At 73.5% G+C, this 23,953-nt stretch carries 24 protein-coding genes and 1 tRNA gene; 13 read left to right on the forward strand and 12 right to left on the reverse strand.

All coding sequences use genetic code 11. The features are described 5' to 3' along the window. Positions 1-91: 91 nt before the first annotated feature. Positions 92-1,237 (reverse strand): glycoside hydrolase family 25 domain-containing protein, encoded by a 1,146-nt coding sequence (locus tag MICAU_RS28850; protein ID WP_013288887.1) that lies wholly within the window; start codon positions 1,235-1,237, stop codon positions 92-94. 297 nt (positions 1,238-1,534) lie between these two features. On the opposite strand from MICAU_RS28850, the gene MICAU_RS28855 reads away from it, so the two are divergent. Beyond that, positions 1,535-2,776: an APC family permease gene (locus MICAU_RS28855; RefSeq protein WP_041799129.1), complete on the forward strand. Its 1,242-nt coding sequence runs from the start codon at positions 1,535-1,537 to the stop codon at positions 2,774-2,776. A 107-nt stretch (positions 2,777-2,883) separates the two neighbouring features. Here MICAU_RS28855 and MICAU_RS28860 read toward each other — a convergent pair whose 3' ends face one another. Further along, on the reverse strand, positions 2,884-4,668 hold the full coding sequence (locus tag MICAU_RS28860; RefSeq protein WP_174361746.1) for a potassium channel family protein: 1,785 nt from the start codon (positions 4,666-4,668) through the stop codon (positions 2,884-2,886). A gap of 87 nt (positions 4,669-4,755) precedes the next feature. On the opposite strand from MICAU_RS28860, the gene MICAU_RS28865 reads away from it, so the two are divergent. From MICAU_RS28865 to MICAU_RS28880, 4 genes are all read left to right on the forward strand, one after another. Then, on the forward strand, positions 4,756-5,235 hold the full coding sequence (locus tag MICAU_RS28865) for an MSMEG_6728 family protein (RefSeq protein ID WP_013288890.1): 480 nt from the start codon (positions 4,756-4,758) through the stop codon (positions 5,233-5,235). A 197-nt stretch (positions 5,236-5,432) separates the two neighbouring features. Continuing rightward, positions 5,433-6,977 (forward strand): FAD-dependent oxidoreductase, encoded by a 1,545-nt coding sequence (locus tag MICAU_RS28870; RefSeq protein WP_013288891.1) that lies wholly within the window; start codon positions 5,433-5,435, stop codon positions 6,975-6,977. Between the two features lie 54 nt (positions 6,978-7,031). Further along, a complete protein-coding gene (locus MICAU_RS28875) occupies positions 7,032-8,168 on the forward strand; it encodes a hypothetical protein (protein ID WP_013288892.1) in 1,137 nt (378 codons plus the stop codon). Positions 8,169-8,348: 180 nt separating this feature from the next. Further along, a complete protein-coding gene (locus MICAU_RS28880; RefSeq protein WP_013288893.1) occupies positions 8,349-8,789 on the forward strand; it encodes an HNH endonuclease in 441 nt (146 codons plus the stop codon). Between the two features lie 75 nt (positions 8,790-8,864). Here the strand turns inward: MICAU_RS28880 and MICAU_RS28885 are convergent, their stop codons facing one another. Then, a complete protein-coding gene (locus MICAU_RS28885; protein ID WP_174361747.1) occupies positions 8,865-9,488 on the reverse strand; it encodes a TetR/AcrR family transcriptional regulator in 624 nt (207 codons plus the stop codon). 69 nt (positions 9,489-9,557) lie between these two features. Here MICAU_RS28885 and MICAU_RS28890 point away from each other — a divergent pair, with 69 nt between their 5' ends. Further along, the gene (locus MICAU_RS28890) at positions 9,558-10,109 is read left to right on the forward strand and encodes a peroxiredoxin-like family protein (RefSeq protein WP_013288895.1); all 552 of its coding nucleotides are present in this window, start codon (positions 9,558-9,560) and stop codon (positions 10,107-10,109) included. A 47-nt stretch (positions 10,110-10,156) separates the two neighbouring features. On the opposite strand, the gene MICAU_RS28895 is transcribed toward MICAU_RS28890, so the two are convergent. After that, entirely contained in the window at positions 10,157-10,921 is a 765-nt protein-coding gene (locus tag MICAU_RS28895; protein WP_013288896.1) for an enoyl-CoA hydratase/isomerase family protein, read from the reverse strand. Positions 10,922-10,997: 76 nt separating this feature from the next. Continuing rightward, the gene (locus MICAU_RS28900) at positions 10,998-11,501 is read right to left on the reverse strand and encodes a hypothetical protein (RefSeq protein WP_342341497.1); all 504 of its coding nucleotides are present in this window, start codon (positions 11,499-11,501) and stop codon (positions 10,998-11,000) included. On the opposite strand from MICAU_RS28900, the gene MICAU_RS33310 reads away from it, so the two are divergent. Next, positions 11,491-11,895, forward strand: coding sequence for a protealysin inhibitor emfourin (locus tag MICAU_RS33310; protein ID WP_244879794.1), 405 nt, complete (start codon positions 11,491-11,493; stop codon positions 11,893-11,895). The genes MICAU_RS28900 and MICAU_RS33310 overlap by 11 nt on opposite strands. 75 nt (positions 11,896-11,970) lie before the next feature. Further along, positions 11,971-12,627, forward strand: coding sequence for a type 1 glutamine amidotransferase domain-containing protein (locus MICAU_RS28910; protein WP_244879692.1), 657 nt, complete (start codon positions 11,971-11,973; stop codon positions 12,625-12,627). Between the two features lies 1 nt (position 12,628). Here the strand turns inward: MICAU_RS28910 and MICAU_RS28915 are convergent, their stop codons facing one another. Next, entirely contained in the window at positions 12,629-13,240 is a 612-nt protein-coding gene (locus tag MICAU_RS28915) for a histidine phosphatase family protein (RefSeq protein ID WP_013288899.1), read from the reverse strand. 64 nt (positions 13,241-13,304) lie between these two features. Continuing rightward, a complete protein-coding gene (locus MICAU_RS28920; RefSeq protein WP_013288900.1) occupies positions 13,305-13,724 on the reverse strand; it encodes a VOC family protein in 420 nt (139 codons plus the stop codon). Positions 13,725-13,883: 159 nt separating this feature from the next. On the opposite strand from MICAU_RS28920, the gene MICAU_RS28925 reads away from it, so the two are divergent. Continuing rightward, positions 13,884-15,764, forward strand: coding sequence for a hypothetical protein (locus MICAU_RS28925; protein ID WP_013288901.1), 1,881 nt, complete (start codon positions 13,884-13,886; stop codon positions 15,762-15,764). Here the strand turns inward: MICAU_RS28925 and MICAU_RS28930 are convergent. Beyond that, positions 15,733-16,233 carry a helix-turn-helix domain-containing protein gene (locus tag MICAU_RS28930; protein WP_013288902.1) on the reverse strand — a complete coding sequence of 167 codons (501 nt, stop codon included), beginning with the start codon at positions 16,231-16,233 and terminating at the stop codon, positions 15,733-15,735. The two genes, MICAU_RS28925 and MICAU_RS28930, sit on opposite strands and share 32 nt — an antisense overlap. A gap of 39 nt (positions 16,234-16,272) precedes the next feature. Beyond that, positions 16,273-16,773, reverse strand: coding sequence for a GNAT family N-acetyltransferase (locus tag MICAU_RS28935; protein WP_013288903.1), 501 nt, complete (start codon positions 16,771-16,773; stop codon positions 16,273-16,275). 160 nt (positions 16,774-16,933) lie between these two features. Between MICAU_RS28935 and MICAU_RS28940 the strand changes: the two genes are divergently transcribed. After that, positions 16,934-17,320, forward strand: coding sequence for a VOC family protein (locus tag MICAU_RS28940; RefSeq protein ID WP_013288904.1), 387 nt, complete (start codon positions 16,934-16,936; stop codon positions 17,318-17,320). Between the two features lie 83 nt (positions 17,321-17,403). On the opposite strand, the gene MICAU_RS28945 is transcribed toward MICAU_RS28940, so the two are convergent. Continuing rightward, a tRNA-Thr gene (locus MICAU_RS28945) sits at positions 17,404-17,480 on the reverse strand. Positions 17,481-17,845: 365 nt separating this feature from the next. Between MICAU_RS28945 and MICAU_RS28950 the strand changes: the two genes are divergently transcribed. Beyond that, on the forward strand, positions 17,846-18,937 hold the full coding sequence (locus MICAU_RS28950) for an ABC transporter ATP-binding protein (protein WP_013288905.1): 1,092 nt from the start codon (positions 17,846-17,848) through the stop codon (positions 18,935-18,937). A 57-nt stretch (positions 18,938-18,994) separates the two neighbouring features. Here the strand turns inward: MICAU_RS28950 and rlmB are convergent, their stop codons facing one another. Continuing rightward, positions 18,995-20,110 (reverse strand): 23S rRNA (guanosine(2251)-2'-O)-methyltransferase RlmB, encoded by a 1,116-nt coding sequence (gene rlmB, locus MICAU_RS28955; RefSeq protein WP_013288906.1) that lies wholly within the window; start codon positions 20,108-20,110, stop codon positions 18,995-18,997. Beyond that, positions 20,110-21,525, reverse strand: coding sequence for a cysteine--tRNA ligase (gene cysS / locus MICAU_RS28960; protein ID WP_013288907.1), 1,416 nt, complete (start codon positions 21,523-21,525; stop codon positions 20,110-20,112). The genes rlmB and cysS overlap by 1 nt, the downstream gene beginning before the upstream one ends. A gap of 63 nt (positions 21,526-21,588) precedes the next feature. Here cysS and MICAU_RS28965 point away from each other — a divergent pair, with 63 nt between their 5' ends. Beyond that, positions 21,589-22,236, forward strand: coding sequence for an IclR family transcriptional regulator (locus MICAU_RS28965; protein ID WP_013288908.1), 648 nt, complete (start codon positions 21,589-21,591; stop codon positions 22,234-22,236). A 1,109-nt stretch (positions 22,237-23,345) separates the two neighbouring features. Continuing rightward, entirely contained in the window at positions 23,346-23,924 is a 579-nt protein-coding gene (locus MICAU_RS33315; protein ID WP_232236697.1) for an endonuclease domain-containing protein, read from the forward strand. Positions 23,925-23,953: the final 29 nt, after the last annotated feature.

The raw sequence follows: 23,953 nt of genomic DNA on the forward strand, positions 1-23,953 counted from the left end.
TCCCGGTGCCGCCGGCGGAATCCTGCCGGCGGCACCGGCCGTTCACCCGGGGGACCCGGGCCTCCGGTGGGTGGAACGGCGGGCACGGCGCTCAGCCTGCCGTCCGGATCTCCACGATGCTGATCCGGGTACGGGTGCTGTAGGTCAGCCTGCGGCGGTGGTCGTCGTCCGCCGGCCGCACCGCCACCTGGACGCGGATCTGGGTGCCCTTCGGCAGCTCGACCCGTTCGTCCGGCGTGCTCACCACGAACACCCCGCCGGTGGTCTCCGGGTCGACCGACACCCGCTCCTGCCGCAGCAACGGGGTGTCGTTCTCCGCGTCTCCGGGCCGGGTGTACTCGGCGCGTATCCGGACCAGGTCGTCACGCCGCAACCCGCGCAGGTCGACTGTCGCCTGGATGCTCACCAGCCCGGCCTCCGGCACCGTCCAGTGGTACAGGCCGGTGGCCCAGCGGATGGCGTGGAACCGGTCGGTGGTGTCGAGCGTGTCGCCGGCGTGCGCGGTGCTGTGGAAGGTGGCGATCACGTCCCGCTTCGTCGTCGTGGACGTCTTCTCGCCGATCAGCTTCGCGAAGTCGTCGGCGGTGCCGCGGAACGCGTCCGCGTCGCAGGTGTGCTGGCGGCCGATGATCGCCGAATCGGTGAACTGCCAGATGCGCGGCGTCTCCGCCGGCTTGCCGTAGCGCGTCCAGCCCGGGCCGGAGTCCCCGCCGGCCCGCGCGTACGCGGCCTTGAAGTCCTCGGCCACCCGGTACGGGTAGTCGGCGTTCCAGCGCGGGAAGTCGCCCAGGTCGTCGTCGCCGTACTGGCCGCGCGACGCGTACATCACCGCCACCTTGCCGGTGCGTTCCTCCAGTTCCCGGCCCACGTCGACGCCGATGTGCGGGGGCACGTCGTCGGTCGGCCAGCGCTCCAGGTCGATCTGCCAGAAGAACCCGTCGTACGTGCGCCACCAGGGGGTGTGCTTGTCGGCGTAGTCGATGGCGGTGGCCGCCTGGTCCTCGATGGAGACGTCGGAGTGCACCACCACGTACATGCCCAGGAACGGGATGCCCGCGTCCTTCGCGGCGGTGAGCATCACCCCGTAGTACTGGCTGTGGAACGTGCCGTCGCGCGACTGTTCCGTGCCCTTGTAGGTCATGAAGTCGATGCCCGCGGCGCGGGCGTCCCGGATCCGGTCGGCCGTCAACCCCCGGTCGACGTCGTAGTCACTGGCGTCCCAGCCGAAAAGCGTCATGTGCGGTACCTCCCGCGTTCGCGGAGAAGACGTTCCCGAAATTGCCGGAGCCGATTCGAGGGCACCATTGCCCGATCGACGCAGAAAGAATCTGATCATCGCCATCGGATAATCGGCACGGAACATTTGCGAACCGCGCTGGCGGGGCGATTCGCTCCCGCTTTGACCTGCGTAAACGACTCTACCGAGGGGTTCGGCGATCGGCCACCGCTGAACGCGATTAATTATGCAAATCATTTTCGTCAATTTCCGGGCGGCGGGCACCTGCCGTTCACCTGAGCGCCCTAGGCTGCCGGTGTGGAACAACTGGCGCGGCGACTCGGCGTACCCGATGCGGTGGTCATCGGTCTGGGCTCGATGCTCGGCGCGGGCGTCTTCGTGGTCTTCGCACCGGCCGCGGCTGCCGCGGGCGGTCCGGGCCTGCTGGTCGCGCTGGCGGTCGCGGGCTTCATCGCCTACTGCAACGCGACCAGCTCGGCCCGGCTCGCCGCCCGCTACCCCGAGTCCGGCGGCACCTACGTCTACGGCCGGGAACGGCTGCACCCGTTCGCCGGTTTCCTCGCCGGCTGGGGATTCGTGGTCGGCAAGACGGCGAGCTGCGCGGCCATGGCGCTGACCGTCGGGGCGTACCTGTGGCCGGGGCGGGCGCGGCTCGTCGCGGTCCTCGCGGTGGTGGCGGTGACAGCGGTGAACCTGCGCGGCATCGGCAAGACCGCCACCGCCACCCGGGTCCTCGTCGCCGTGGTGCTCACGGTGCTCACCGTGGTGGCGGTGACCGGCGCGCCGCAGGTGGCGGCCGACCGGCTCACCGCGCCGGCCGGAATCGGGGCGGCCGGCGTGCTGACCGCCGCCGGCCTGCTGTTCTTCGCCTTCGCCGGGTACGCGCGGATCGCCACGCTGGGCGAGGAGGTCCGCGACCCGGAGCGCACCATCCCCCGGGCGATGCCGCTGGCGCTCGGCGCGGTGCTGGCGATCTACCTGACGCTGGCAGTGGTCGCGCTCGGCGTGCTCGGCGCCGACCGGCTGGCGTCCACCGACGCGCCGCTGGTCGAGGTGGTGACCGCCGCCGGGCACCCGGGCCTGGCCTGGCTGGTCCGGGCCGGCGCCGCAGTCGCGGTCACCGGTGTGCTGCTGTCGCTGCTGGCCGGCGTCGGCCGCACCATGCTGGCGATGGCCCGGCGGCACGATCTGCCGGGCGCGCTGGCGGCGGTCCATCCGCGCCACCGGGTGCCGCACCGCGCCGAGCTGGCGGTGGCCGCCGTGGTCGCCGCCGTGGTGACAGTGGGCGACATCCGGGGCGCGATCGGCTTCTCCAGCTGCACGGTGCTGGTCTACTACGCGATCACCAACGCGTCGGCGCTGACGCTCGGCCCGGACCCGGCCCGGCGCGTCCCGGTACGGCTGCTCGCCGCCCTCGGGCTCGTCGGCTGCCTGGTGCTGGCGGTCAACCTGCCGCTGCCGAGCGTCCTCGCCGGGTTCGGCGTGCTCGCCCTCGGCGCGCTCGGGTACGCGGTCCGCAGCCGTCGTCGACCTGCCTGACGCGGCCCGGCCGCCTTGCCGCGCCCGGCGGCCTTGACGCGCCCGGCGGCCTTGACGCGCCCGGCGGCCTTGACGCGCCCGGCGGCCTTGACCGCTGGCGCGTCCGGTCACTCCTGCGGGCGGCGTGCGGCGGGCGGGCCGGTGGGTGCCGGCGGCGGCGCGGGCGTGGTCTCCCGGAGCAGCGCGGTCAGCCCGGCCCGCCGGGCCACCACAGTCAGCCGGTCACCGGCCTGGATCACCATGCGGGGGTCGGCCGACCAGTCGGCCTTCTGGTTCGGCCGGGTGTGCGCGAGCAGGCGTACCTCGCCGGGCCGGGCCACCGCGCTCAGCGGACTCCCGTCCAGCGGCGAACCGGCCACCACCGGCACCTCGGTGACCAGCAGCGCGTGCCGGTCGACCGGGATGGTGGCGACCACAGCGCGATCCAGCAGGGCCGCCGCGAACGCCGGCGCGGCCAGATAGGACACGCTGCGCGAGATGCCGATGCCGAACGCCTGCTGGATCCGCTCGGCGAAGTCGCCGTCGAACAGCCGCAGCACCACGCGCAGATCCGGGTCGAGAGACCGGGCGATCAGCGCCGCTCGCAGGTTCGTCCCGTCGTCGGTGGACACCACCACGAGCGCCTGGCAGGTGTCCACCGAGGCGGACCGGAGCGTCTCCTCCCGGCCCGCGTCGCCCACGATCAGCGGCACCCCCAGCCGGCGCGCCAGCGGAGCGCCGCGCGCGTCCGGGTTCTTGTCGATCGCCACCACCTCGACACCGAAGTCGTGCAACTGCGCCATCACCCGGGTGCCGATGTTGCCCAGCCCGACCATCACCACGTGCCCGGAACGGTCCGGCTGGACCCGGCCCGCGTGCAACGCCAGCCGGGCGTTGACGATGCCGTCGACCACCGCGGCCGTGATCAGCGGGATCAACGCCAGCCCGGCCAGGTTGAGCACCACCTGCATCACCTGGGCCGCGACCGGCTTGTTGACGTCCGGATCCTGGCCGGTGAGCGTGGTGACCAGCGTCAGGTAGACCGCCTCGCTCCAGCTCACGTCGGCGGCCCGCGCGTTGAGCCAGCCCAGCGCCGCGATCACCCCGAGCAGCACCAGCACCGCGATACCGATCTTGCGGGTGGCGAAGTGACGGACCGCCCGCAGCAGGACGGCGACCGGCTGCCGGCGCCGCCGCGCCCGTACCAGCCGCCGCGCGGCGACCTCGGTGCCCGCCGGCCGCCCGGTCGCCTCGGCCAGCACCACGTCGGCCGCCGCCTCGTCCGCGGGCAGCACCCGGACCAGGTCCGGATCGGTGGTGACGGCAAGGCCGCAGACCACGTCCTGCTGGCGTACGTCGTCGCGGCGGGCCACGTAGAGCGTGCGCCCCGCGTGCCGGAAGTGGGTCGGCGCCACCTCACCCAGCGCGGCGGCCACGAAGGCGGGTGCGGCGATCGAGGCGTCCGAGAGCACCGCCGAGTCGGGGAAGAGCTGCCGCAGCCCGTCCGCCAGGTTGGTGTTGAACATCCGCACCACCAGGCGCAGCCGCGACTCGACCTCCTGCGCGCAGAGCGCGGCGTGCATGTTGCCCACGTCGTCCTGGTGCAGCAGGGCCAGCCCGGCCGCGCCGGCCAGCCCGGCCCGGCGGAACGCGGCCTCGTCGAGGCGCTCCGCCGTGACCACACGTACCCCCGGCACGTCCCGGCCGTCGGGGCCCTCGGACCGGCGGCGGCCCGGCACCACGAGCGTGACCCGCACCCGGCCGTCGGCGCTGTCGGTGGCGAGCAGCGACCGGACCACCCAGTAGGCGAGCGGGTCGGAGCCGCAGACCACGTAGTGGGGGCGTTCGTCACCGTTCATCCGGAGCCGCCAGCCGGTTGCGCGGCGCGCGCGGTCGCGCAGTGGCTCGGCCATGTCCGGATCGTAGTCAGCCGCTCGCGATCGGCGCAGCCCCGGCGATCATGAACGCATGGCAGGGCCGGGTACGGGTAGAGCACCGCCATGCAGACGTTCCTGCCGTATCCGGACTTCCTGGCCAGCGCGCGCACGCTGGACCAGAAGCGGCTGGGCAAGCAGCGCGTGGAGGCGATCCAGGTGCTGCGCGGGCTGACCCGGCCGGACTACGGCTGGCGCAACCACCCCGCGGTGAAGATGTGGGCCGGGTACGAGGAGGCGCTGACCCGGTACGGGCTGGACATGTGCGCGGTGTGGTCCGAGCCGGGCCGGGCCGACACCTGCGCCGGGACGCTCGCCACCGACCTCGCCGCCGCCTGCGGCATCTCGGTGATCCGGACCCAGGACGAGCTGGCCGCCGCCGGTGAGCTGCCGCCCTGGCTGGGCCGCGACGACCTGCACCGCAGCCACCGGTCGTCGCTCCTGCGCAAGGACCCCGCCCACTATGCACGGTTGTTCACCGACGTCTCCCCCGACCTGGAGTACGTCTGGCCCCCGTCGGACCGCCCGCGCCGCTGCCTGGGGTGAAAGGAAGGGCCCCTTATTAACGCCTGCGGTAGAGGAAGGGCCCCTTGTTAACACCTCGCCCCACACACCCACGCGGCGCACCCAGCACGGGGGCGACGCGGCGTTAAGAAGGGGCCCCGCACATCCGTATGCGTTAAAAGGGGCCCCTTCCTTTCACCTCGGGCAGACTGGGGGGACCGCCGACTGGAGGATGCCCCGTGGGTCTGTCGCAAGTGGTAGGTCGCCTGATCGGCGTACGCGAGCACGTGGTGGACCCGGGCGGCGGTGGCGCCGACCGCGTGCCGCGCCCGGTCCCGGCGCTGGTGGTCGGCGGCGGCATCGCCGGCATGTCGGCGGCGGTGGTGCTGGCGGAGCGCGGCGTGGCGGTGACGGTGCTGGAGGCGGCGCCGCACCTCGGCGGGCGGCTCGGCGCCTGGCCGGAGGCGCTGTCCGACGGCGTCCAGCGCAACGAGCACGGCTTCCACGCGTTCTTCCGGCAGTACTGGAACTGGCGGTCGATCCTGCGCCGCGTCGACCCGGCGCTGGGCTTCCTCAAGCCGATCCCGGGCTACCCGATCCTGTCCGAGCAGTGGCCCACGGAGGAGTTCGGCAAGCTGCCGCCCGCGCCGCCGGCGAACCTGCTGGCGCTGCTGCTGCGCAGCCCGAGCCTGCGCCTGACCGACCTGCGCACGATGGACCGGGACGCGGCGCTGCCGCTGCTCACCTACGACCCGGTACGCACCTACGAGGAGTTCGACGAGCGGACCGCCGACGATCTGCTCACCTCGCTGCGGCTGCCGGACCGGGCGCGGGCCATGCTGTTCGAGGTCTTCTCGCACTCGTTCTTCAACCACGAGGCGGAGATGTCGGCCGCCGAGATGATCGCGCAGTTCCACTTCTACCTGCTCGGCAACCCGGAGGGGCTGGCCTTCGACTGCCCGGACCGGGACTACGGCACGGCGATCTGGGAGCCGCTGACCCGGCACGTGGAGAAGCACGGCGGCCGGGTGCTGACCGGCGCGGCGGCGGCCCGGCTGGACCGTACCCCGGCGGGGTGGCGGGTGACCGGCGCGGACGGCGACGTCTGGGAGGCGCCGCACGTGGTGCTCGCGGTGGACCCGCCCGCGCTCGCCGCGCTCGTCGACGCCTCGCCCGGCCTGGCCGCGGCGGCACCCGAGCTGGTGGCGCGGATGCCCGCGTTCGGCAGACCCGGACCGCCGTACGCGGTGGCGCGCTACTGGATGGACGGGGACGTCCGGGCCGACCGCGCGGTGTTCAGCGGCGTCTCCCGGCAGCCCACGCTGGACTCGGTGACGCTCTACCACCGGCTGGAGGACGAGCCCCGCCGCTGGGCCGCGCGCACAGGCGGCTCGGTGGTGGAGCTGCACGCGTACGCCTGCGAGCCGGACGTGCCGGCCGACGAGCTGGCCGCCCGGATGCTGCGGGAGCTGACCGCGCTCTGGCCGGAGGTGGCCGACCTTCGGGTACGCGAGCTGCGGGCCCGCGTCGAGGCGCAGGCGCCCGCGTTCACGCCTGGCAGCCACGCCTGGCGCCCGGGGGTGGAGACCGACGCGCCGGGCCTCTACCTGGCCGGGGACGGCATCCGCACCGACTTCCCGAGTGCGCTGATGGAACGGTCGGCGGCCACCGGGATCATCGCCGCGAACCACATCCTCCGTGCCGAGGGCGCGGCGGCCGAGACGGTCCGGTCGATCCGGCCGCGCGGCCTGCTGGCCGGCAAGGCTGGGCCGAAACGGCCATAAGTACATAAAATCGGCTCTACGCTCGACTGATCCGGCGACACGGGAGGTCGGGCGGTGAGCACCGCGACGCGGGATCGGCGCGACGAGGAGCACGGGACACCTCGGGACGAACGGACCGCGGTGGTCACCGCGCTGCGACTCGGCTGGTCCATGGCGGACGCCTACCACCACGCGCAGACCGCCGACCTGACCGGGGACGGGCACCGGCCAGCGCCCGCGCCGCCGAAACTGTCGAACCTGACCGAGCTGGCCGGGCGGCACCGGCTCGGCATGTATCTCGACGGCGTGGACGTCGCGCTGGCCCAGATCGCGCCGCTGACCACTGCGGGCCGTACGGTGCCGTCCACCGCCGCCGCCCGGGGCGCCACCGAGGCGGGCCGGGAAACGCTGCTGCGCGCGCTCGACGACCTCAACATCGACGTGCTGCGCTGGACGATGGCGACGAACCACCGGGTGGGTGTGGCGTACCGGCTCGGGCGCTCGCTCGCCGACACCGTGCGGCGCGGCGACGCCGGCCAGCTCGCCGCACGCTTCGGCGGCCGGCATCTCCAGATCAGCAGGTGGCTGGACGAGCTGGCGAGCGTGCTGCCGCCGTACTCGGCCGCCGTGGTGCGCCGCTCGCTCGCCGCCTGGGCGACGGCTGTCGGTCGTGCCACTGTGGGCGACCCGGGCGAGGCCGGGCTCGCCGAGCTGGCCCGCGAGCTGCGCAACCAGGGCGACCTGTGGCAGGACGTACTGACCGGCGGCCTGCACCCGCGCGACCTGCTGGACGAGGAGAACTGGGCGGTGATCGCCCGCAACGTCGTCATCCGGGACCGGAAGCTGGTGGCGCAGGCCGCCCGTGGGATCTTCTGGCCGGTGCTGGCACCCCTGCTGGTGGTGCTGCTGGCGGTCGTCGGGGTCAGCGCCGCCGCGGCGGCCGGCTCCCCCACCACCCGGGCGGCGGTGGCGCTCGTCGGTCTGGGCGCGGGGCTCACCGCGATCTGGCGGTCGATCTCCACGCCCACGCTGTCGGTGGCGGCCGAGGTGAACCGCCCGCTGCTGGACAGCGAGCTGGTGGTGCAGATGACCGCCCGCATCGACCGGCCGCTCGCCGCCGCGAGGCGCGCCGGCCGGGCCGGACGGCAGCGGCGGCCCGCCGACGACGGATCGAAATACGTTGCCCACGATTCCCGGATCGATCTACCGTGAGCGCGCAAGGTCAACCACCGCTCCGGGAGCCGTCGATGTCGCTACGACCCGCCACCACGATGACGTCGTGGCTGCTCGGCGACGGCTGCCGGGAACACGGTCCCTGGCCCGGAGGGCACGACTGACGCGCCTCGCGCGTCCCCGTCGTCGCCGTACCGCCGATCGTGAAGGGAGAACCCGGTGGACGCCGTCCTCGTCGTCAACGCCGACCTCGGCCCGCTGCACCGGGTCACCGTCAAGCACGCGATCCGGATGCTCTGCCGCCGGGTCGCCGAGATCCACGAGGCCGAGCCCGACCGGGTCATCGGCGTCTTCCCGCTGCCGCGTGTGGTCCGCCTCGTCCGGTACGTGGTGACCCGCTGGCGGTTCAGCGCCGGCCCGGCCTGGTCCCGGGCCGGGATGCTGGCGCGCGACCGGCGGAAGTGCGCGTACTGCGACGGCGCGGCGAGCACGATCGACCACATCCTGCCCCGCTCGCGCGGTGGCCGGAACACCTGGGGGAACACCACCGCCGCCTGCTACGCGTGCAACCAGCGCAAGGGCGACCGGACCCCGGCCGAGGCGGGCATGCCGCTGCGGCGGGAGCCGGTGACGCCGAGCTGGGCCGCACTGGCGCGGTGACGGACGGCCGGCGGGCACAGGGGGCGGTGCCGGGGGTGAGCCCCGGCGCCGCGCCCGCCGGTCCCACCAAGTCGCCTAGCTGTCGAGACGCCGGGCCAGCCCGTCGAGCAGGAGGTCCAGCCCACCGCCGAACTCGTCCTCCGGTGCGACCGCGCCGGCCTCGCGTGCGGTCTCGGCGAGCAGGGGGAACTCGTCGCGGGGCAGCGCCGCGATGACAGCCGTTCCGGGGCCTGACAGCGCGCCGAGGTGTTCCATCTGGATCGCCCCGACCACGTGGCCGAGCAGGGCGCGGAACGCGATCACCCGTCCGACGCCGGTGAAGCCGGCCCCTGTCAGCACCGCGAGCACCGCCTCGCCCCAGCGCAGGATCGTCGGCGAGCGGTGCCGGTACGCGGGGAGCAACGGCACCACTGCCGGATGGACGCCGACCGCGCGGCGCACCCGGTCGGCCAGGTCCCGGATGCCGTCCGGCCACGGGACGTCGCCCGGCGGACGGGTGTCCACCCGTTCGAGGACCCGCTCGACGACGAGCGCCTCCAGTTCGTCCCGGTCGGCGACGTAGCGGTAGAGGCCCATCGTGCTGGTGCCGAGCTGCGCGCCGACCGCGCGCATGGTGAGGCCGGCGAGGCCGTCCCGGTCGAGCACCGCGAGCGCCGCGTCGGCGAGCCGGGCCGGGGTCAGGGAACGGGGACGGGGCATGGCCTTGACAGCGTACAAGATACGCCTACGGTTGTAGGAGTACGTCGTACGCCTACAACGGGAGCGCGCATGGACGTCGTCACCCCCCGCCACCTGACCAGCGTGACCGGCACCGGGATCGACCTGCCGGATCCGGACCGCCTGATCCACCTCCAGTTCCGGCGCTTCGCCGGCTGCCCGGTCTGCAACCTCCACCTGCGCTCGATCGTCCGCCGGCACGCCGAGATCGAGGCCGCGGGCGTACGCGAGGTGGTCCTCTTCCACTCCCCTGCCGCCGAGCTGCGCGAGCACGTCGCCGACCTGCCGTTCGCCGTGGTGGCCGATCCGGACCGGCGGCTCTACCGGGAGTTCGGCGTGGAGTCGGCGCGGCGGTCGCTGCTCGACCCGCGCGCCTGGCTGCCGATCCTGCGAGCAGTGGTGACCGGCACCTGGCACGTGCTGCGCGGCCGGGAGCGGTTGCCGTCCACCTCCCCGCACGGCGGGCGGCTCGGGCTGCCGGCCGACTTCCTGATCGCACCCGACGGGCGGGTGCTCGCCGAGAAACACGGCGAACACGCCTCCGACCAGTGGTCGGTGGACGAGCTGTTGGCCCACGTCAGCGCGGACCGCGCGTCGCGGTGACGGCGGACCGTGCCGCCGGCCGTTCGCGGCTGACGCCTGCCGGCCGGTCAGACGGCGGGCGGCGTCCAGCCGAAGCGCGGCGGGCGCCGCTCGTTGATCGCGGCCACGCCCTCGCGGGCCTCGCCGCTGTCCCGCACCTGGGCGTGCCACCAGGCGAGCCGGGCGGCGTCGGCGCGCCCGTCGACGATCTCCTTCGCGGCGGTCACTGTGAGCCGGGACCGCTCGGCGACCGTGGCGGTCAGCGCCGCCACCCGCCCGGCCAGCTCACCGGCCGGCAGCACCTCGTCCACCAGGCCGATCCGCAGCGCCCGCTGGGCGTCGACCAGCTCGCTGGTGAACAGCAGGTGCTTGGCCGCCGACGGGCCGACCAGCGCGGCCAGCCGCCGCGTGGTCGGTGCCGGGTAGACCAGGCCGAGCCGGGCCGGGGGTACGCCGAACCGCGCGTCCGCCGCGGCCAGGCGCAGGTCGCAGGCGACGGCGAGCTGACAGCCGCCACCCACGCAGGCGCCCTCGATCGCGGCGACTGTGGGGCGGCCGAACGCGGCGAGCCGTTCCTCGGCGGCCACCGCGATGCTGCCGTCACCGGCTGCCAGCAGCTCGTCCAGGTCGCCCAGGTCGGCGCCGGCGCAGAACGTGCCGCCCGCGCCGGTGAGGACCAGCACCCGTACCGCCGGGTCCGCCTCCAGGCCGTCTAGCAGCACCGGGAGCTGCCGCCACATGGCCGGGGTCATGGCGTTGCGCCGGGCCGGGTTGTGGATGACGACAGTGGCCACCGGGCCGTCCAGGGTGACTGTCAGTTCCGCGTCGGACATGGGTCCGACCGTAACGGCCGGGGCCCGCCGACCACCCGCGTGGGGTGGCCGCCGGGCCCCGGGATCGGCGGTCAGGTCAGGAGACGTTGATCGCGGTGTCGTCGATCACGAACGAGGTCTGCAGCGAGACGTCCTCGGTGCCGGTGAACTTCAGCGTGACGGTCTGCCCGGCGTACGCCGCCAGGGAGAACGACTTCTGGCTGTAGCCGCTGGCCTTGTTCAGGTTCGAGTAGGTCGCCAGCGTGGCCAGCACCGAGCCGGACGAGTTGAGCACCTGCACGTTCAGCTTGTCGTACTGGACGCTGGTGGTGCTCTCGGCCGAGTCGATGTGCAGCCAGAACGAGAGGTTGTACGCGGAGCAGCCGCTCGGCAGGCTCACCGACTGCGACAGCGTGTCGGTGCGGGTGCTGCCGTAGCCGTTCAGCCACGCGTTCCACGTACCGGTGCGGGTCGGCTGGCCCTGCGAGCCGTACTGGCCGATCACGCCGGAGGTGGTGGCCCAGACCGTGTTGCCGGACTCGAAGCCGGGGTTGCCGAGCTTCTGGCCGGCGCCGGTGCAGCCGCCGCCCGTGCCGGTCACCGTCAGCGAGTACGTGGCGGTCTTGGTGCCCGACGCCGCGCTGCCGGTGACGGTCACCGAGGTCGTACTCGTGAAGTCGGGCGGCATCGCCGGGCTGTCCGACACCGTCCGGGTCGAGCCGGACGGCCACTGGACGAGGACCGACCGCGGCGGCGCCTCCCGCGAGGGACAGCTCGCCGCGGAGAAGCTCACCCGGCTGCGGCAGCTCGCGGCCGACCCCCGGCTCGCCGCCGAGGCCGCCGTCACCGTGCCGCCGACGATGTGCGCCGACGCGTTCACCTACCGGCTCACCATCGGGCCGAACCAGGTCGGCTACGTGGACTGCCCCCCGGAGACCACGCCACCGGCCGTCACCGCGCAGGTGGTGGACCTGCTCAACGGCGCCACCGGCTGACCGGCCCGTCAAACCCGTTCCGGCTGTGACATCGGCCTATGGCCGGGGCGGGCCGGCCGCGCCAGCATGGAAGGCATGACTCGCGCACTCATCGCCCTGACCAGTCACTCCGAGCTGGGCCGCACCGGCCGCTCGACCGGCTACTACGTCGGCGAGGCCGCCGAGCCGTGGGAGGTGTTCCGGGCCGCCGGGTACGACGTCGACCTGGTCTCCGTGGCCGGCGGGGAGCCGCCCGTCGACGGGCGGGACGAGAACGACAGCACCCAGAACGACTTCCTCGCCACCGCCGGCGTCACCGACACCCCGAAGGCCGCCGACGTCGACCCGGCCGGGTACGACGTGATCCTTTTCGCCGGTGGTCACGGCACCATGTGGGACTTCCCCGACGACCCCGACCTGGCCCGGATCGCCCGCTCGGTCTACGAGCGCGGCGGCGTGGTGGCCGCCGTCTGCCACGGCCCGTCGGCGCTGGTGAACCTCACCCTCACCGACGGCTCCCGGCTCGTCGCCGGCAAGCGGGTGGCCGGGTTCACCAACAGCGAGGAGGCGGCCGTCGGTCTCACCGACGAGGTGCCGTTCCTGCTCGCCGACAAGCTCGGCGAGGCGGGCGCGCAGCACGTGCCGGCGCCTGATTTCACCGAGCACGTGGTGGTCGACGGGCGGCTGGTGACCGGCCAGAACCCGCAGTCCGCCCGCGCCGTGGCCGACGCCGTGGTGAAGCTGATCGCCTGAGTCAGATCCGGTAGTCGTCGGGCAGGCCGGTGGCACGCAGCTCGGGCGGCAGGTGGGCGACGTCGTTGAACGCGACGAGCGCCGGCGGGCCGCCCGAGCTGTAGCGGATCACGGTCAACCCGCAGTTCTGCTGGTTCAGCCCGATCCACCGGCGCGCCGGCGCGTCCACCGCGTGCAGTACCAGCCACGCGACCAGGAAGTTGTGGGTGACGACCAGCTCGCGTACGTCGCCCTCCGCGGGGGCGGTGGCGAACCGGGCCACCGCCTCCGCGGTCACGCGCGGCCCGTCGCGCCGCTCCCGCTCGGTGAAGCCGGCCAGGAACGCCGCGTACCGCTCGGGCAGGCCGGCCGGGTCGGTGTCGTGCGGCATGTGGTCGCCGGCGCGGTCGTCCTCGCGTACCGGAACACCCGGCAGCGACGCCGCGACCAGCGCGGCGGTCTCCGCGGCCCGCCGGGCCGGCCCATGGTGTACGGCGGTGAGCCCGGCCCCGCGCAGCCGCTCGCCCAGCAGCGTCGCCTGTCGGCGGCCGCGCTCGGACAGTCCGGTGTCCGCCTCCTCCTCCGGCCGATCCTGCTCGCCGTGACGGACCAGGTAGAGCAGGCGGGTGGGCATCGGCACCTCCACGGTCGGGGACCGCGAGACTAGCCCGCCGAGCGCCGCCCGGGTGGCCCGCCGGTCACGGGTGCTGGTGCATCTGCCCGATCCGGATGCGGTTGCCGAACGGGTCACGGATGCCGAAGTCGATGCCGTACGGCCGGTCGGTCGGCTCGTCGGTCACCTCCACGCCCTTCGCGACCAGGTCCGCGTACGTCTTGTGCGCGTCGTCGGTGGTGAAGAACAGGAAACCGCCGGCGGCGCCCTTGGTGAGCAGTTCCCGGACCTGCTCGGCCGTCTTCGGGTCCAGAGCCGGCGGACCCGGCTTCTCCAGCAGGATCTCCCGGCCCGGGTCACCCGGCACGTTCACGGTGAGCCAGCGCATGAAACCGAGGTCCTGGTCGGTGCTGACCTCCAGGCCGAGCTTGCCGACGTAGAAGTCGAGCGCCTCGTCCTGGTCGAGCACGTAGATCTGGGAGCGGGAAGTCGAAGTCATCGTCATGCCGACGACGCTAGAGCAGCGCCCCGACCTGCTGCTTATCCGAAACTGCGCAGTCCCGCCGTCGAGCCACCTCGCCCGAGTTGCGTCTTTTGTCCGCGCGGGGACACCGCCCGGACATCCGCTGTTAACGTCCCCGTGACATACGCCGGGGGTTACACGATGCAGCTGATGGTGGCCTGGGCCGCGACCGGGGCGTTGCCACAACCGCGCCTCGATGCCGCCGTGGCCCGGTTCGACAAGGCCGTGGCCGACCTCGTACCCGAAAGCTGGCACCGCCGGCGCTTCGGCGGCACCGACTGGGGCGTGCTGGTGCTGCACCCGGCCGATCCGGGCGGATACCGGTGGCCGCCCGTCGCCACCGACGGCCCCGTCACCGCCGTCTCCGTGGGCATCCCGGTAGGGGCCGACGGCGACGACCCGGTGACGCTCGCCAACCGCCTGCTCACCGGCGAGGACGTGCACCGGGACGTCGTACCGCCGTTCGCGCTGCTCGCACTCGACCGCGACCGTCTCGCCCTGCAACAGGACTGGCTGGGCATGGCCCGGGTGTTCACCGGCGCGGCCGACGGGATCACCGCCTGGTGCACCCGGCCCGGTCTGCTCGCCGACTTCCTGCACGGCGAGGCCCGCCCCGACCCGGCCGGCTGGACGTCGTACCTGCTCACCGGCCATTTCGGCGGCGACCTCTCACCGCTCGCCGGCATCCGGCTGCTCCAGCCGGGCGAGCGGGTCACCGGCCGCCGCCGCGCCGACGGCGGCTGGCAGCTCACCACCGAGATCCGGTACGCCGCCGACGACGTGGTCCGCAGCGGCCTCGCCGACCGGGACCGGCCGACCGACGAGCGGCTGGACCTGGCCGCTGACGCGTTGACCCGATCCGTCGCCGGCCTGCACCGGCTGCACGACGGCGAGGTCACGCTCGGTCTCTCCGGCGGCAAGGACTCCCGGCTCATCGCCGCGACGCTCGTCGCCGCCGACCGTACGCCGGACCTGGTCACCAACGACGACACCCCCGCCGAGGGCGACGTGGCCCGCGAGCTGGTGCGGCTCCTGCGGGACCGGCGCGGCCTGGAGCTGCCGCACCGCCTCACACCCGCAGCGCCGCCGGAAACCGTCCTCGGCACCGGCCTCCGGGACCGGGCGCGACGGCTCGCCGCGCTGCACGACCACCAGTTCCCCTCGACCTACCTGACGCGCCCGGCGGCGCGGACCCGGCTGCCTGACGAGGTACGCCCGCCGAGCCTCACCGGAGCGGCAGGCGAACTGGTGGTCGGCTTCTGGTATCCCCGCCCCGACGCCGACCCGGCGCCCACGCCCGAGCAGGCGGCCATGAGCAAGCTGCTGGCGGCCGTGCCGCGCGGGACCACGACGCCCGAGGCGCTGGCCGCCGAACGGGACCGCGTCACCGCGCTGACGGCCCACGCCCGAGAGCTGGGCCTACGCGACGAGCACCTGATCGACTACGTCTACCTGGTCGAGCGGATGCGCCGCTGGTGCACAGCCGCGTACACCACGGGCATGGTCACCCCGTTCCTGGCGCCCGGCTTCGTCGCGGCCAGCTTCGCGTTCACCGCGGCCGAGAAGCGGGCGCGACTTCCGCACACCGCGCTGATCGCCCGGCTCGTACCGGAGTGGGCGGACGTGCCGTTCGTCAGCTCCGCCACCGGACCGTCCCGTGCCACCCGGATCTGGGAGGGCGACGGCGTCGCCGCCGTGGCCGACCTGCTGGACACCGTCCACGGGCCGCTCACCGAGCTGATCCGGCGTCCGGCCGTGGAGCGGGAGCTGCGTACCGCCGCCCGGGGCGGCCGGCCCGATCCGCGGGTGCTGGCCCAGTTCACCGCGCTGGCGGTCGCCTCCGAACGGCTGGAACCCGACTTCACCGGGCCGTCGACCGGCGCCACCTACGAGCGGGTCACCGCGCCGCCGCTCCCGCGTACGCCACCGGAGAGCCGGCTGGCCGGACTGCGCTGGCTACGGCGGACCCGGCTCGGTGACCGGCTCTGGGTCATGGTGCGGCGGAGGGTGCGGGGCCGCTGACCGCTGCGGCTTCCCCGGCGGCGGCCGGCTTGCGGGTGGCGACCGGCTGGCTGGCGGTGGCCGGCTGGCCGGCGGTGGCGCTCGGGCGCATCCAGGCCTTGGTGAAGCAGCTCGGGACGTCGGCCGGCGCGGCCTTGCGGCGCCGGTAGGCCGACGGCGACTCACCGACGATGCCGTGGAACGTCCGGCTGAACGTGCCCAGGCTGCCGAAGCCGACCAGGTGGCAGATCTCGGTGACCGGTTCGCCGGTGCACGCCAGCAGGTACATGGCGCGTTCCACCCGTCGGCGTTGCAGGTAGCGGTGCGGCGTCTCGCCGAAGGTGGCCCGGAAGGTGCGGATGAAGTGCGCCTCCGAGACGTGCGCGATCCGGGCCAGGGCGGGGATGTCGAGCGGCTGCGCGTACGCCCGGTCCATCGCGTCGCGGGCGCGCAGCATCGCCCGGTTGGACTCCTCGACCGCGCGACTCATCGCTGGTCAGCCTACTGCGCGTGCCGCGCCCCGCACCGTCTACGGCTGGTCCAGGAGGCTCTTGGCCATGATGTGCTCGCGGCGCACGCCGTCGGGCATCAGGCCGCCGACTTCGCCCGTGTCCCGGAAGCCGTTGCGCAGATACAGGGCCCACGCGGTGGGGTTGCCCTCCGCCACGGCGAGCCGCAGCGTCCGCGCGCCTGCCTGCCGGGCCCACTGCTCGACCTCCTGGACGAGGTGGTCGCCCACGCCCCGGCCGCGTCCGACGGGTGCCACGTACATCGAGATCAGCTCGACCACCCCGTCCTGCTCGGTCGGCATCCCGCTGGCCATCCCGACCGGTTGCCCGTCGAGCATCACCACGACGTTGTACGAGCCGGGGACGGCCAGCCGCCCGCGCCAGCGTTCCTCGCGGTCGCCGTCGCCCTGCCAATCAGCCAGTCGGGCGCCGAAGGCGTACCCGGCCTCGGCGAGCGCGGCGAGCCGCAGTTCCCGCCACACCTTCCAGTCGTCCTCGCCGAGGACGCGCGTTTCGAGCATGCGGAGAGGGTGGCGCAGGCCTGCCGAGCAGGCAACCGGTATCCGGCAACCGTGACGATCGGGTGTTGTCGAATCCCGCCCGAGTCGGGTCTAGCCTGAAGTCGGCAGGCTCAGCCAGGTCGAAGAGGGCACGGACAGTGCCCAGCGGGGAGAAGACATCGTGGAACGTGTGACGGGCATCGGCGGCGTCTTCTTCCGCGCCCACGACCCGGACCGGATCAACCGCTGGTACGCCACCCATCTCGGGGTCGAGCTGGCACCGGAGTCCTACGACGTGTCCTCCTGGTGGCAGAAGCCCGGTCCTACCGTCCTGGCGGCCATGTCGGCGGACTCCGAGCACTTCGGCGGCCCCGAGCACTCCTGGTCGCTCAACTTCCGGGTCGTCGACCTGGACGCGATGGTCGACCAACTGCGCGATGCGGATATCGACGTCGAGGTGGACCCCGAGGAGTACCCGAACGGCAGGTTCGCGAGCCTCAGAGACCCAGAGGGCAACATGATCCAGCTCTGGGAGCCCGCGGGGGCCGACGCCCGTGGGCCCGCCTGACCCCTCGCGGGTGTACCGTCAGGTCGCTGCTGACGGAGCCGGGCGTCCCGCGGCGACATCGGCCCCGGAACGCCTTGTGGAACTGGAGCCCCCGGCCGGGATCGAACCGGCGACATCTCGCTTACAAGGCGAGTGCTCTGGCCAGCTGAGCTACAGGGGCGCGTGCGTCGGGCTCAGCATAGCGACTGAGCCCCGGAATTCCCGCCTCGCAGGGCTCCCGAGCACGGAAAACGTCGGCATCCCGACCGGTACGACCGATGGATCATCGCTCGGCCGCGCTCACAGGTGGGGAGATTGATGCCTCACAGTGCCTTCCTGACCGTTATGCGTATGCCATCCGTCCCACCCGACGTGCCACGTCTTGGCACGATCGCGAAAGCCGTTTACCGTGCAGTGACACGGACGACACTCCGGTCGGCCTCGGCTGCCTGAGCGACGACCCCGTTGGCCGGTGCCTTGGGCGCCGGTCGCTCCTTCACTCGGATCGTCCGGCACGTTCCTGCCGGTGAAAGGAAGCGCTCCATCATGGCTACGGTCACCTACGCGAAGGCGTCCCGGATCTATCCGGGCACCGAGCGCCCCGCCGTCAACCAGCTCGACCTCCAGATCGGCGACGGGGAGTTCCTCGTCCTGGTCGGCCCGTCCGGCTGCGGCAAGTCCACCAGCCTCCGGATGCTCGCCGGCCTGGAGGACGTCGACGACGGCGCGATCTACATCGACGACCGGGACGTCACCCACCTCCCGCCGAAGGCCCGCGACATCGCGATGGTCTTCCAGAACTACGCCCTGTACCCGCACATGACGGTGTACGAGAACATGGCGTTCGCGCTCAAGCTGCGCAAGACCTCGAAGTCGGAGATCGACCGGCGGGTCAAGGAGGCGGCCGGGCTGCTCCAGCTGGAGGAGTTCCTCAGCCGCAAGCCGAAGGCGCTCTCCGGCGGTCAGCGCCAGCGTGTCGCCATGGGTCGCGCGATCGTCCGCGAGCCGCAGGTCTTCCTCATGGACGAGCCGCTGTCGAACCTCGACGCCAAGCTGCGCGTGCAGACCCGTACCCAGATCGCCTCGCTGCAGGCGAAGCTGGGCGTCACCACCGTCTACGTCACCCACGACCAGGTCGAGGCCATGACCATGGGTCACCGGGTGGCGGTCATGCTCGACGGCGTGCTCCAGCAGGTGGACACCCCGCGGGCGCTCTACGACACCCCTTCCAACGTCTTCGTCGCCGGCTTCATGGGCTCCCCGGCCATGAACATCAAGACGGTGAAGCTGACCGAGCAGGGCGGCGCGTTCGCCGAGATGATCGTGCCGCTGACCCGCGAGCAGGTCCAGGCGGCCGGCTCCGAGGGCGGCGACGGCAAGGTCACCGTCGGCTTCCGGCCGGAGGACTGCGACCTGGTCAGCCCGTCCGAGGGCGGCATGCCGGTCGTGGTCGAGCTGGTCGAGGACCTCGGCTCGGACGCCAACGTCTACGGCCACGCCGCGCTGGAGGGCCACAACGAGCGGTTCGTGGTCCGTACCGACCGCCGCAGCATGCCGAACATGGGCGACACCGTGTTCGTCAAGCCGCGTACCGGCCGCAGCCACGTCTTCCACGCCGCCACCGGCCAGCGGATCTGACGTACGCGAGAAAGGGGCGGCCCGCCACGGCGGACCGCCCCTTTTCGTTGCTCTCGATCAGGCCTCGACGGACCGGCGGCGGGCGACCTCGGCGAGCGTGACCGCGGCGGCGACGCTGGCGTTGAGCGACTCCACGTCGGAGACCATCGGGATGCTGACGGTCAGGTCGCAGGTCTCGCCGACCAGGCGGGACAGCCCGCGCCCCTCCGAGCCGACCACCACGACGAGCGGACCGACGGCGGCCTCCAGGTCGTACAGGTCGGTCTGTCCGTCGGCGTCGAGGCCGACCACGACGAAGCCGGCTTCCTTGCACGCCTTGAGCGACCGGGTCAGGTTGGTGACCTGGGCGACGGGCACACGCGCGGCTGCGCCGGCGCTGGTCCGCCAGGCGGTCGCGGTGATCCCGGCGGCACGCCGTTCGGGTACGAAGACACCCTGCGCGCCGAACGCGGCGGCCGACCGGATGACCGCCCCGAGGTTTCGCGGGTCGGTGACGCCGTCCAGCGCGACCAGCAGCGGTGCGGCCTGCTCCAGCGCGGCGGCTACCAGGTCGTCGAACGGCTCGTAGGCGAACGGCGGCACCTGGAGGCCGACGCCCTGGTGCAGCACCCCGCCGGTCATCCGGTCCAGCTCGGCGCGGCTGACCTCGAGGATCGCGATGCCCCGGTCGGCGGCGGTCCGGACGATCTCCTTGACCCGGTCGTCGACGTCGATGCCCTGCGCGGTGTAGAGCGCTGTCGCGGGCACCTGGGTGCGCAGCGACTCCAGCACCGGGTTGCGCCCGACCAGCAGTTCGGGGCTGTCCTTCGCCGGGTTGGCCTTGCGGCCCGGCGCGACCCGGGGACCGCCCCGGCCGCCGGGCTTGCCCTTGCCGCCCTTGAGCGGCACACCGGCCCGGCTGCCCTTGCCCCAGGTGGTGTCCTTGGTGCCGGGCTGGCCGATCTTGGGCGCGCGGCCCTCCTCGGCGGCGGCACGGCGCTCCTTGTCCTGCTTCCAGGCGGTGCGCTGGGGCAGCTTCTCGGTGCCCGAGTACGCCTTGTGCCAGGGCCGCTCGTCGGCGGGCAGCGTGCGACCCCGCCCGGCGAGCGAGTCCTTGTTCTTGCCACCGGTGCCCTTGGGGGCGCCCGCCTTCGGCGTCAGTCGCCGGCCACGGCGCTGCGAGTTGCCGGCCATCAGTCCTGCTCTCCAATAGTCCAACGCGGGCCCTGGGGGGTGTCCTCGACGACCACGCCGGCCTGCTTGAGCTGGTCGCGTACGGCGTCGGCGGCAGCCCAGTCCTTGCGGCTGCGGGCCTGCGCGCGCTGCTCCAGGGCCAGCGCGATCAGGGAGTCCACCACGCCGCGCAGGTCGTCCGTGCGGCCGCCGCCGGTCCAGGCCGGGTCCAGGGGGTCGACGCCGAGGATATCCAGCATCGCCCGGGTGGCGGCCAGCGTCGTGCGGACGGTCACATCGTCCCCGGCGGTGAGCGCGGTGTTGCCGTCGCGGACCACCTCGTGCAGCGCCGCCAGCGCCGCCGACGTGTTGAGGTCGTCGTCCATCGCGGCCACGAACCCGGCCGGCAGGTCGCCGGGCCGGCCCGGGCCGACCCGCTCGGCCGCCCGCTGCACGAAGCCCTCGATCCGCCGGTACGCGACGGCGGCCTCGCGCAGCGCGTCCTCGGAGTAGTCGATGCGGGACCGGTAGTGCGCGGCGACGTAGTAGTAGCGCAACTCCACCGGGCGGACGCCGAGCGCGGCCACGTAGTCGAGGTCGAGCGTGTTGCCGAGCGACTTGCCCATCTTGGTGCCGCCGATGCCGAGCAGGCCGTGGTGCACCCAGTAGCGGGCGAACGGCAGGTCCGCGGCCTGCGACTGGGCGATCTCGTTCTCGTGGTGCGGGAACGTCAGGTCGAGCCCGCCGCCGTGGATGTCGAACTCGGGACCGAGGTAGCGCCAGCACATGGCCGAGCACTCGATGTGCCAGCCCGGCCGGCCGCGGCCCCACGGCGACGGCCAGTAGGCGTCGGCCGGTTCGCCCGGCTTGGCGCCCTTCCAGAGCGCGAAGTCACGCGGGTCGCGCTTGCCCCGGTCGGGGGCGTCGCCGGCGGGCTGCATGTCCGCCGGGGACTGGCCGGACAGCGAGCCGTACGCGGGCCAGGAGGCCACGTCGAAGTAGACGTCGCCGGAGCCGTCGGTGGCCGGGTAGGCGTGACCGGTCTCGATCAGCCGGGCGATCAGCTCGTGCATCTCCGGGACGTGCCCGGTCGCCCGCGGCTCGTACGTCGGCGGGAGCACGTTCAGCGCCCGGTAGGAGGTGGTGAGGATCTGCTCGTTCGCGTACGCGATCGACCAGAACGGCCGGTCCTGCTCCATCGCCTTGGCCAGGACCTTGTCGTCGATGTCGGTCAGGTTGCGGATGAACGTGACCTCGAAGCCCTTGCTGAGCAGCCATCGGCGCAGCACGTCGTAGTTGACGCCGGAGCGAAGGTGACCGATGTGCGGCGGGGCCTGGAGCGTGAGACCACACAGGTAGACCCCCACCTTGCCGGCTTCCCGCGGGACGAAGTCCCGCACCGATCGGGTGGCGGTGTCATACAGGCGTAGCGTCACCTCACAAGGGTAGCCGTCCGCACATTTCCGGGTTGGCCGGAGCCGGGTCGTACGCTGCGTGCTGTGGACACGGCGGCGCGCACGGGAGAGACGGCACAGACCCTGGACCGGGGCCTGCGGCTGCTGCACCTGGTCGCGGACGCGCCGGGCGGGCTCACAGTCACCGAGGCGGCGCACCGGCTGGGCATCGGCCGGGCGGCCGTCTACCGGCTGGTCGGCGCGCTGACCGGCCACGGGATGCTCCGGCGTGACGGCAAGGGCCGCCTGCGCATCGGCGTGGGCGTGCTGCACCTGGCCCGCCGCGCCCAGCCGCTGCTGGCCGAGGGCGCGCTGCCCGCGCTGCGCCGGCTCGCCGAGGGCACCGGGGCGACCGCCCACCTCACGGTGGTCGAGGGCGGCGAGGGGGTGGCGCTCGCGGTGGTCGAGCCGAGCTGGACGTCGTTCCACGTGGCGTACCGGACCGGCACCCGGCACCCGCTGGAACGGGGCGCCGCCGGCCGGGCGGTACTGGCCGGGCGGGCCGGCGATCCGGGGCCGGTGAGTACCAGCGGCGAGCTTCAATCAGGCGCATACGGGGTGGCGGCGCCGGTGCTCGGTGTGCCTGGGCTGGAGGGGAGCGTCGGGGTGGTGTCGCTGACCCCGCTCGACGTGGCGGACGTCGGCGCCCAGGTCACCGCCGCCACCGAGGCGGTCGCCGCCGCGCTCTCCTGACCCCGCATGCCCTCACGCCCTCACGCCCTCACGCCCTCGCGCCCTCGCGCCCTCGCGCCAGCTCGGGGAAGTGGCTGCATCAACGCGGCCCGGACACCGCCACCTCCCCGAGGTGGAGTCGATCAAGCCAGCTCAAGGCACCGGCGGCCATACGGCCCAGCCCACCCCGGAACCCTCACTCCACACACCCTCACGCCAGCTCGGCGACGTGGCTGCATCAACGCGGCCCGGATGCCGCCACCTCCCCGAAGTGGAGTGGATCATGCGCTGATCGAGGGCCATAGCACACGGACAGGGGCGGTCGGGGGTTGTCCACAGGGCGCGGCGGGTGGCACGGCTGCGGCTGTCCACAGGGGTACCGATCTCGACCCGTGCCCCGCCACGCTCGTCACATGCCACCTCATCCTCATCGACCATCGGAGTTGGCCTGGCAGGTCTTCCGGGGCTCGGAAGCGATCCGGCGCGGGCTGCTGTCCCGGCACCATCTGCGGGGCGCGTCCTGGATCCGGCTCCGGCAGGACGTCTACGCCGACGCGCGACTCGACCGCGACCACGCGCTGGCCTGCCGCGCGGCGCTACTACGCATGCCACCCGGTGCGGCGATCGCCGGCCCTTCGGCGGCCTACCTGCACGGGGTCGAGCACGCCGCCGACTTCACCGACGACGTGCACGTCCTGCTGCCGGCCACGGTCCGGGCCGACTCCCAGCCGGGTGTCCGGGTGCACCACGCCCCGATGTCGAGCACCCGCAGCGGCCTCCTGGTCCCCGCCGCCGCCGCAGCCGCGCGAACGAGCCCACCCGCCGGCACCAACCCACCCGCCGACACGAACCCATACGCAGGCACGAACCCATACGCAGGCACGAGGTCGCCCACCGACACGAAGCCACCCGCAAGCACGAGGTCGCCCGCAAGCACGAGCCCACCCGCAAGCACAAGGTCGCCCGCCGGCACGAAGTCGCGCGCCGGCACGAGGTCGCCCGTCGCGGCGTCGTCCGCGGCGGACCGCCCACCGGGCACACCGGGCCGGACCAGATCGCCGAATCCGGCCGACTCCCGCAGGGCGCCCGGACCGCACGGCCCGGCCACCCCGCCGGCTTCAACCGCCGCATTGAACCCGTTCGCGGGGTCGTACCCCGGCGCGGAAATGATCCTGGCCGGGCCGCCGCCCCGCACCGAGCCGGCCGCCTGTGCCTGGGAGACAGCGGTCTGGGCCGATCCCGTCAAGGCGGTCGGCATCATCGACGGGCTGCTGCGTACCGGTTCGGTGAACCGGTCGGCGCTGGCGAGCGAGGCGGCCCGGAACGCCTGCCGCCCCGGTGGGCGGCGAGCCGCGTGGGTGTTCGGCCTGACCGACGGGCTGGCCCAGTCCCCGCCCGAGTCCCACCTGCGGGTCCGCCTCGTCCTCGCCGGCCTGCCCCGCCCGGTGGCCCAGTATCCGGTGCGGGTGCCGACCGGCCTGATCCTGCACCCCGATCTGGCCTGGCCGGAGTTCCGGGTCGCCGTCGAGTACGACGGTCAGTGGCACTCCGACGCGGACCGGATGCACCTCGACCGGCGGCGGCTCAACCAGCTCGTCTCGGCCGGCTGGCTCGTGTTGCACGTGACCGGCCGCCGTCTGCGTAAGGAGTTCCCCGCCCTGGTGCGGGAGATCCGGGCGGCACTGGTGGCCCGGGGGTGGCGGCCGTGACACCGGCCGGAACGCCGAGGTGGCGGCGT

The organism is Micromonospora aurantiaca ATCC 27029 (genome assembly GCF_000145235.1).
GTDB lineage: Bacteria > Actinomycetota > Actinomycetes > Mycobacteriales > Micromonosporaceae > Micromonospora > Micromonospora aurantiaca.